The sequence below is a fragment of the Bradyrhizobium sp. UFLA05-153 genome (genome assembly GCF_054185185.1).
The window spans coordinates 1-7,621 of sequence record NZ_JBBIAM010000224.1 but is presented as its reverse complement, the minus strand read 5'-3'; the positions used below and the strand labels follow the sequence as shown (position 1 = coordinate 7,621).

Here is a 7,621-nt window from a genome sequence, read left to right as displayed (position 1 = left end):
ATGGATACTCTGTCGCCACCTATCGCAACCACACCTTGCGTAAAACGGTGCTCAGAAACGTTCTTCACAAACGACTAACTGGGCAGTATTTGCTTCACGCGCGCCAATCGAGATTGGAACGCTAACGTGCGTCGTGCCTTGACCGCTGCGCAAGACAGCCACTTAGGAGAGCTAGTGCGGTCCAGCCTGACCCAGCACTGCAAAAAGAGTCGCGAGCATCACCAACAGCGTTCCAGCGGTGGCCATTATTGGGCTTCTCCTGCAGCCGAGAGGCCAGCCCAAGGGCGTGCAGGTCTCGCCAGCATCAGCTTCACGGCTGTGGGTGCGTAAGGCTTGCCCGACTTTGTCATGTGCCCAGCCTCCGCAAGGGCAGCAGAGGTTTCCCTGAGAGACTGTTTGCCTCCCTTGGGCGCACGGGCCACCTTGCGGACAAACTCTCCGCGACCTTTCGTTGTCCCGACTTCAGCGCCGTGCGTGGCGATCACCAGCGATAAGGATATCCGTAGGCGGGACGAACAACGCGCCGGTACCGGGGGCCATAATAGCCGGCATATGAGCCGTAGTATCCGGGAGCGTAGCCGTAGCTCGAATACGCCGGACCGTACCCGCCGCCGTAATAAGTAGGGGCATAGCCGCCGTACGCATAACCCGGTCCGCCATAGTAGCCGCCGTATCCGGGTCCGCCATAGTAGCCGTAACCGGGGCCGTAGGCGTAAGCGCTGGACGCTATGCCACCGATCACCGCGCCAGCAATTAGTCCGCCGGCGAGGCCGGGTCCCCATCCCCAACCTCCTCGCCACGCATAAGCTGGTGATGGTGTTGCTAAGGCTGCGCCACCGATGGTGGCAGCGGTCGCTAATGCCAATACTGCTTTTTTCATGTCCGGAGCCTTTCCAGTTCCCGAACTCAAAACACGCTGGAGCGGCAAGAGTTTCCGGCGAGCACCATCCGAGAAAGGCTTACCTTGAAGTTTAATACTGATGAACGGCCCGTCCGAAATAGAGGCTCGATCGCCGCCTCCGCCTTGCGCTTGGCTCCCACTGCCACGATGAGGTACGCAGCTCCACCCAGCGGCGTTGCCACCGCGCGGCTGGGATCGCCTCCGGCCGCGTGGCCCCCGCCGCACAAGCCCGCCCCCAACCCAGGCAGCGGCGGGGTCGCCAGGGAGCAGCGACAAAAATTCCGCGGGCGTGTCTGCGTGGGGTGCCAAGGCCGCCTCGTAGGCGGCGTCTTTTGACCAGCGGCACTTCGCCGGGTGCGAGAGTTCGATCCTCTTCACCACCGGCCCCCTACGCAAACATCCGGAATATTCGCCAACTAGCAGCGCCGTCACATGAGAGAGGTCCAAAGGGCGCGCTTCCCGGAACCACTTATGCGGCCCGAGAGCGCGGTTCGACGGGAGATGGTCAAATGAGCGATGGCGTCACGCGAGAGCGAGACATCAGCGCGGACATCCGCGAATTGATGGACTTGTTGGCTAAACTGTTCGAGGCTGCGAAACAGCTTCCGCCGGGACCGGAGCGATCTCAGGCCTTTCAAGAGATATGGGGCTATCAGCGCCGTCTAAACGCACTTCTCATGCGAATATCACAAACCAAGCCGTAAATTAGTTCCGGGGGAAGATCGTTCGCTAGGTCCTTCAGCAGGAAGGTGTCCTGCGGCGGTGCCGCTAGCGTACCACCAGGGCCAAGACGGCACAGGCAAAGCCTACAGCGAGGATGCCCGCGTCCGTTACCGTAACCAGGTCAATTGACCAGCGGTGTCCTTTTCCACCGATCAGGTCGAAGTGTCTGGAGCGGCTGTCGTCCCGGAATGTCTGAAAGCGCATGACACGCACTCCCTTGTGCGCGACAGCTATGGATGTTGGCCTCGCACAAAGACATCCACGAGGCACCGCATCATCCGCGACGAACAACTCGCCGAGTCTCGGCGCAACGATTCTCAGCTGCCAGCGTTGCTAGATGGCGAGCGGGCGCCCCCCACGCCGAGAGCCCGCGCGCGGTCGCCGGGCGCGGCGGGCCAGACTACTCCGCGGCCAAGGCAGCGCCCGGTGCCGCCTGACCAGCCCTCACGGGCGTTAAGCGAGGGGCGCATCGGCGTCTACCGGGCCGACGCGATAGGGCTGAGCGGGCCGTCGCGGCACTCGGCATCGGAGATTAAGTCTGGATCGGAGATTAAGTCTGAGCCGGCCGTTTGCATGAATTTCGCGCAGGAACCTTGCCCTACCTGGGATGTTGGAACGCAATGCAATGCAATGACTCAGGAGGAAACTCATGAGAACTCTGTTACTGGCTGGTGTGCTGGCGGTTGCTGGTTTCGCTATCGGCACGCCGATCTCCATTGCACCAGCGTCAGCTCAAGTGGCGGTCGATACTCCGCTGGGTGGCGTTAGAGTGGGCCCGGAGCACCGTTATTACCGAGACTATGATCGACCAGCTTATCGCGCCTACGGATATGATCGCGAATATCGCGGATACCGCGGATGCCGCACCGTCACGATCGAGCGCGACGACGGCTCGGTCCGCAGGGTCCGACGTTGCGACTAGCTCCCGGTGGCTGCCGTTGGAGCGCGCCAAGCGCGCGAGTGTGGGACATTTGGGACATACCTGGACATGTCCCACCTTGTCCCACTTGTCCCGATGCAGCGGTAGCGCGAAGCATCAAGCGTAGCGCGCGCGATTGCGGCAGCTTGCGTGGGACACCTGCGCGCGCCTGAGGGCATGCTCGGCGTCCCACATCTGGCAGCATGCTAGTAGCGGTGGTCTGCCTATTCCAGCCTTGCGACGATGTCCTGGCCGCGCATGACCGTGATCGCGACGATTCCGAACAGCCCTAGGTCGATGCCGTGAGACAAGTGCGTGGACACCAGTACCTCGACTCTCTTTGGTGTACACGGACCTGTCTCACTAGCCTTGTGAAGGCCAAGCCGGTAATACCTAGACTTCGACATCCCCAACTGCTTCCATGGTTCCTCGCGGCTCTTGGAATGAGCAGCCAGGTATTCGGCGCGAGGGACCACACCATTATTGCGGCGATGCTCCTCCCGTTCTTGCCGCTTGCGATCCTGGCGGCGCTTCACGCGAGCGGCCTTGTCAACATCGATGCTGCCGATGGTGGTGAGGCCGAGGGATTGGCGCACGGCAAAGGTGAGCCAGGGGCCCAGCTCGTGGGGCATCTCGTCGGCGTTCCATTTCCGCGGATTGGCCTCCACGCGCTGGATCAGCGCCGCCAGTTCCTCGAGCCCGCACCAGGGCGCCCAGATTGCCGCCCATGCTCTGATCGCCGCATCGGCGCCACACCTCCGGCCAAGGTGCCAGAGGTGGCATGCAGCGATGTAGAGGCAATCGCGCCCTGCATCGTCAGCGGGAAGCCGGCCACGCCAGAGATGGGCAAAGACGATCTCCAGCTCAAGGAAGCGGCGGTTAGACTTGATCGTGCCGGCCGGAGTCTCCGATCGCTCGACGTATAGTTGCGCGATCCGCGCTTTGGCCCACGCGACTGCCTCTCGATCTGCGGGGTCAATTCTAACGACCCGCGAGTCTTTCAGCCGCTTGAAGACGGAGGTGCGTGGTGTGGTGCGGGCATTCATCGCCGCACCTCGGTGGAGCGCGTCGTGGCCCGTACGCGAGAGACCATCGCGTGCAGCTCCTGAAGTTGCCAATCCCGGATCCGGCCGTCGTCCTCGAATCCGATTCCGAGCAGGAGGTCGACTACAAATTCCGCCTGGTCCTTGCGAAGGTGGATCGATAATGGTGGAGGTACCAGCACTGTGCTTGCCAGTCGTCGGGCGATGGCAGTGGTGGGCCCCACGATTGGCGCTGTGGCTGTTGCTGTGGCGGCGTGGCCGGCTGCTGCAGGCCGCGCTCCGCGGCGCCTGCGAGATCGTGCATGTCAAGGCCGGCAGCTTTGAGCGTGCGTTTCAACGCACCGGCAGCGGCTACAACCTCGCCGGGCTTGTCACTGGCGAGCAGGCGAACCAGCTTGCTGATCCTACCAGTGTCGAGCTCAGCGGTGGCGCCTTCTTCGTGCGCGCGGCGCGGCAACTTCTGCGTCGTCATCTATGCGCCTCCATAGTTTTGGAGGCGGAGCGCGACGCGACATCTTGCAAGCGAACGGTGGTGGGACTATTTCTGCTGTCGATCGTCTTTGATCAACAGCATTGCTTGGGGCGGCAACGTCAATCTGACGATAGCCGCCCATTCTGTTTGGGGGACTCATACTCAATCAACCTTTTCATCTTCGGGAGCATGGTGGTCTCCTTGGTTGAGCGCTCTGCGAAAGCGCGGTGATGATGTAGGTGTTACGGCCGCGGGCTGCTACTCGCGCGGCGCGACGAGCTGTTGGCGGATATCGGCGAGGCGGTCGGCCGGCTTGCGGTTGGTCGGCGTGTCGGTTCATCGGCACGCGCCGGCTGCGCCCTTGCGGTTTTGCATTTCGGCCGTAAGGTATTGATTGGTCTGAGCGCGGTTACTAGGTGTTTTGCAGCTAAGTTGTTGTTCTGTCTGATGACAATCGAGCTTCCCAAGCTGCCACCAGACGCATCGCCCCTGTTTCGTCACACGAAATCTTCCATAACCTTCGATTTGCGAATTTGGGCCGACTTGCGTCGGGCTTGAGCGCCTGCTCGCAAAGAGATTGCTTGTTGCTCGCCGCCCGCGACGGAATGCATTTGAACAGTTGCGCGGGGTGCAGACTTTCTGGCCCTTACTCGCGGAAGGATCTAATGATCCGCGTCCGTCAAGGTAGGTTTAGCAGTAGCCCGACCCTCATCAACCCCGCGGCCGGGAGCGAGCGTCGGCGCTGTTACTTGATCCATCAAATTGCCGCCTTGAGAAAGCAAGCAGCCAATTCTCTCGGCCGAAACGGGTCGACTGAATAGAAAACCCTGAAATTCGTCGCAGCTATAACGTTTAAGTATCGCGTCTTGCTCGATAGTTTCCACTCCCTCCGCAACCACTGTCATGCCGAGCGCTTGTCCAAGCGTGATGATCGCAGCCGAGATCGCGCGGTCTTTGGGGCTTTCGCTTAGATCCTGAACAAAGCATCGATCGATCTTGATCGCATCGATGGGGAAATGTTTCATGAGAGACATCGACGAATGGCCGGTACCAAAGTCGTCGATTGCCAGCTTTACGCCCCGGCCGCTGATCGCTTTCATGGTGGCTGTCGCATGCTGAACATTTTGCATCACCATGCTCTCTGTGACCTCCAACTGAAGGAGCTGCGGAGCATGGCCCGTTTCGCACAGCACGCGGTCCAGAAACGCAAGTAGCCCATCATCCATGAATTGCTTCGGGGACAGATTGACGGCCATGGAAATGGCCGGAAGTCCTCTCGATTGCCAAAGCAGGTTCTGTCGGCAGGCAGCTTCGAGCACCCACCTGCCGATAGGGATAATCAATCCGCTCTCTTCAGCAACAGGTATGAACGTGCCCGGCGGGATCGTGCCGCGCTGTGGGTGATGCCAGCGAACAAGTGCCTCTACGCCGATCATACTGCCGGCGGCATCGACCTTGGGCTGATACTGCAGGAACAGCTCGTCGTTCGCGATCGCACGTCTCAGATCTGATTCAAGTATTAGATTACCGACGGTTTGAGGTTGCAAACTTACGGAAAAGAACCGATAGGCATTTTTGCCATCAGCTTTCGCGGCATACATCGCGGTATCGGCCCTCTTGACCAACTCCTCAGTTTCCGCGGCATCGCCGGGATAGACAGCGATTCCGATGCTGCAGCTAATGCGGCATTCGCATCCGCTTAGCAGTATGGGGGCTGCCAACGCTTCCAGCAGTCGCTGAGCGATCGCGCCAGCTTGCTCTCTCGAGGGCAGTTCATCGAGCAGAACCAAGAACTCGTCGCCACCTTGCCTGGCTAGGACATCCTCGGTTCGAATGCAGCCACGAATGCGTTTGGTGGCCTCAATGAGCATTTGATCGCCGGCGGAATGGCCCAGCGAATCGTTGATCAGTTTAAACCGATCCAAGTCGATGAATAGGATCGCGAATTGATGATTGCCATTTCTTGCTCGGCGATGGGCGTCGCCAAGCATCGTGTTGAACATCGATCTGTTTGGAATTCCTGTCAGAGCATCGTGTGTTGCAAGAAAGCGGATACGGTTTTCGGCGTCCCTTTTCGCATCGAGTCGATCGAAGTTGCTGATGGCAAATGATACGTTTTCTGCGAGACGTGCCAATAGTTCGACGATCTCAGGAGTAAATATCCCCTCCTTGCTAGCAAGAAAGAGCAGCACGCCGATCGTTTCGTTGTTCCTGAAGAGTGGGAAACTCGCACCCGCGCGCGTGCCCCCGCGCTCTGCTAAACTATGCCAATGCGTTGTGCCGGCGTCCTTCAAGAATTCATTTTTGACGCAGGGTTGTCTGGTGCGAAATGCCGTTCCTGTTAGCCCTTTGCCCTGCGGGTGGTCGGCCGAGATAGAGAAGGCGGTGCTGAGAACACGGTCTGCATTCTGGCCCCTTGTGGACACGATTTTCATGAAATGATCGTGCGGCTGAGCCAAAGCAATAGTGGTCGAGGTGAAGCGGCCGCCCAAAACGGCCGCTTCGCAAACGAGGTCGAACAGCTCTTGGCGCGATTCAGCGCGCATCATTGCTTCATTGGTCTTGTAGAGCGCAATGTACATGCGATTAAGTTCAGCTTCTTTGCTTTCGGCTTGCCGCTGTGCCCGCTCTGCCCGTCGTTGTCGCGCCGTTCCTTCGAACCGCTCAAGAGCGAAGGCAACATTCTCCACCACGCGTTCGAGCAGGGTGCTGATCTCGCGAGTGATCGAACCCGCCTCCTCAAAGCAGAACAGGAAGACAACGATGCTTCGGCCGCGTTGAACCAGTGGAACGGCCAATGTGGCGCCTACGCCGCACGCGATCGAATGCTCTCGCCAGGGTTTTAGGGTCTCATCACGGATGACGTCGTTACTGATGACTGGGCAGCCGGAGCGACAAGCTCGCCCTGCAAGTCCGTGGCCGTGGATCGAGGCCTCATCAACCGAAATGCTGATTTGAGGAATGAAGCCCGTCTGGCTCGTGGCCGCGCGGACGTGCAGGGATCCGATTTCGTCAGGCATGAGAACAGCAGTAATCCGGATGTGACCGCCATGGACGGCCGCATCACAAACCTTCTGGTAAAGCTCGGAGCTGTTCTTCGATCGCAGAATGGCTTCGTTCGTGGCGCTCAGCGCCGCAAACATGTGTCCTTGATCCATGACGTTCTCCCTGCTGCAAATGCTAGCGAGGAGGACGAAAGAATAAGTTACCGTCCATGCTAGGAGAGACCAGGAGGTCGTTTATTTGATAGTAACGATCAATTGGAACTCAGACCGGGTCAGGTATCTCCGCACGCGCCCCAGGCCGGGGCAGGGGGCTATGCCATGCTGGGCTCAAGCAATGCGGGAAGTAGGAAGGTCAATGGCTGACTTCTTCCATAACACCCGCGCAGCAAAGCCACTCCACCTCAACCTTCTAAAGGTTAGGTTCTGTTGCATCGTGCTCACGATTTTTGGGGGCGCTTCAGACGGCGCAGCTCGCGGGGGAGCGGGAGGGGCGCGCCTTTCAAGCTCCAGATAGCGGAGCCAGCCAGGGCATTGATCAAACTACCCAAGGACGGCAGC

General features: G+C 59.6%; 7 protein-coding genes. 3 read left to right on the top strand and 4 right to left on the bottom strand.

Annotated features, from left to right (window positions below; genetic code table 11):
• Positions 1-481 precede the first annotated feature (481 nt).
• The gene (locus tag Q2941_RS49915) at positions 482-742 is read right to left on the bottom strand and encodes a hypothetical protein (protein WP_458197293.1); all 261 of its coding nucleotides are present in this window, start codon (positions 740-742) and stop codon (positions 482-484) included.
• Between the two features lie 668 nt (positions 743-1,410).
• Here Q2941_RS49915 and Q2941_RS49910 point away from each other — a divergent pair.
• Positions 1,411-1,605: a hypothetical protein gene (locus Q2941_RS49910; RefSeq protein WP_458197292.1), complete on the top strand. Its 195-nt coding sequence runs from the start codon at positions 1,411-1,413 to the stop codon at positions 1,603-1,605.
• 64 nt (positions 1,606-1,669) lie between these two features.
• Here Q2941_RS49910 and Q2941_RS49905 read toward each other — a convergent pair whose 3' ends face one another.
• Positions 1,670-1,828, bottom strand: coding sequence for a hypothetical protein (locus tag Q2941_RS49905; RefSeq protein WP_458197291.1), 159 nt, complete (start codon positions 1,826-1,828; stop codon positions 1,670-1,672).
• Between the two features lie 445 nt (positions 1,829-2,273).
• Here Q2941_RS49905 and Q2941_RS49900 point away from each other — a divergent pair, with 445 nt between their 5' ends.
• Positions 2,274-2,546, top strand: coding sequence for a hypothetical protein (locus Q2941_RS49900; RefSeq protein ID WP_458197290.1), 273 nt, complete (start codon positions 2,274-2,276; stop codon positions 2,544-2,546).
• A gap of 221 nt (positions 2,547-2,767) precedes the next feature.
• Here the strand turns inward: Q2941_RS49900 and Q2941_RS49895 are convergent, their stop codons facing one another.
• The gene (locus Q2941_RS49895; protein ID WP_458197289.1) at positions 2,768-3,589 is read right to left on the bottom strand and encodes a hypothetical protein; all 822 of its coding nucleotides are present in this window, start codon (positions 3,587-3,589) and stop codon (positions 2,768-2,770) included.
• A 223-nt stretch (positions 3,590-3,812) separates the two neighbouring features.
• Here Q2941_RS49895 and Q2941_RS49890 point away from each other — a divergent pair, with 223 nt between their 5' ends.
• The gene (locus Q2941_RS49890) at positions 3,813-4,289 is read left to right on the top strand and encodes a hypothetical protein (protein WP_458197288.1); all 477 of its coding nucleotides are present in this window, start codon (positions 3,813-3,815) and stop codon (positions 4,287-4,289) included.
• 431 nt (positions 4,290-4,720) lie between these two features.
• Here Q2941_RS49890 and Q2941_RS49885 read toward each other — a convergent pair whose 3' ends face one another.
• Entirely contained in the window at positions 4,721-7,216 is a 2,496-nt protein-coding gene (locus Q2941_RS49885; RefSeq protein WP_458197287.1) for a bifunctional diguanylate cyclase/phosphodiesterase, read from the bottom strand.
• Positions 7,217-7,621: the final 405 nt, after the last annotated feature.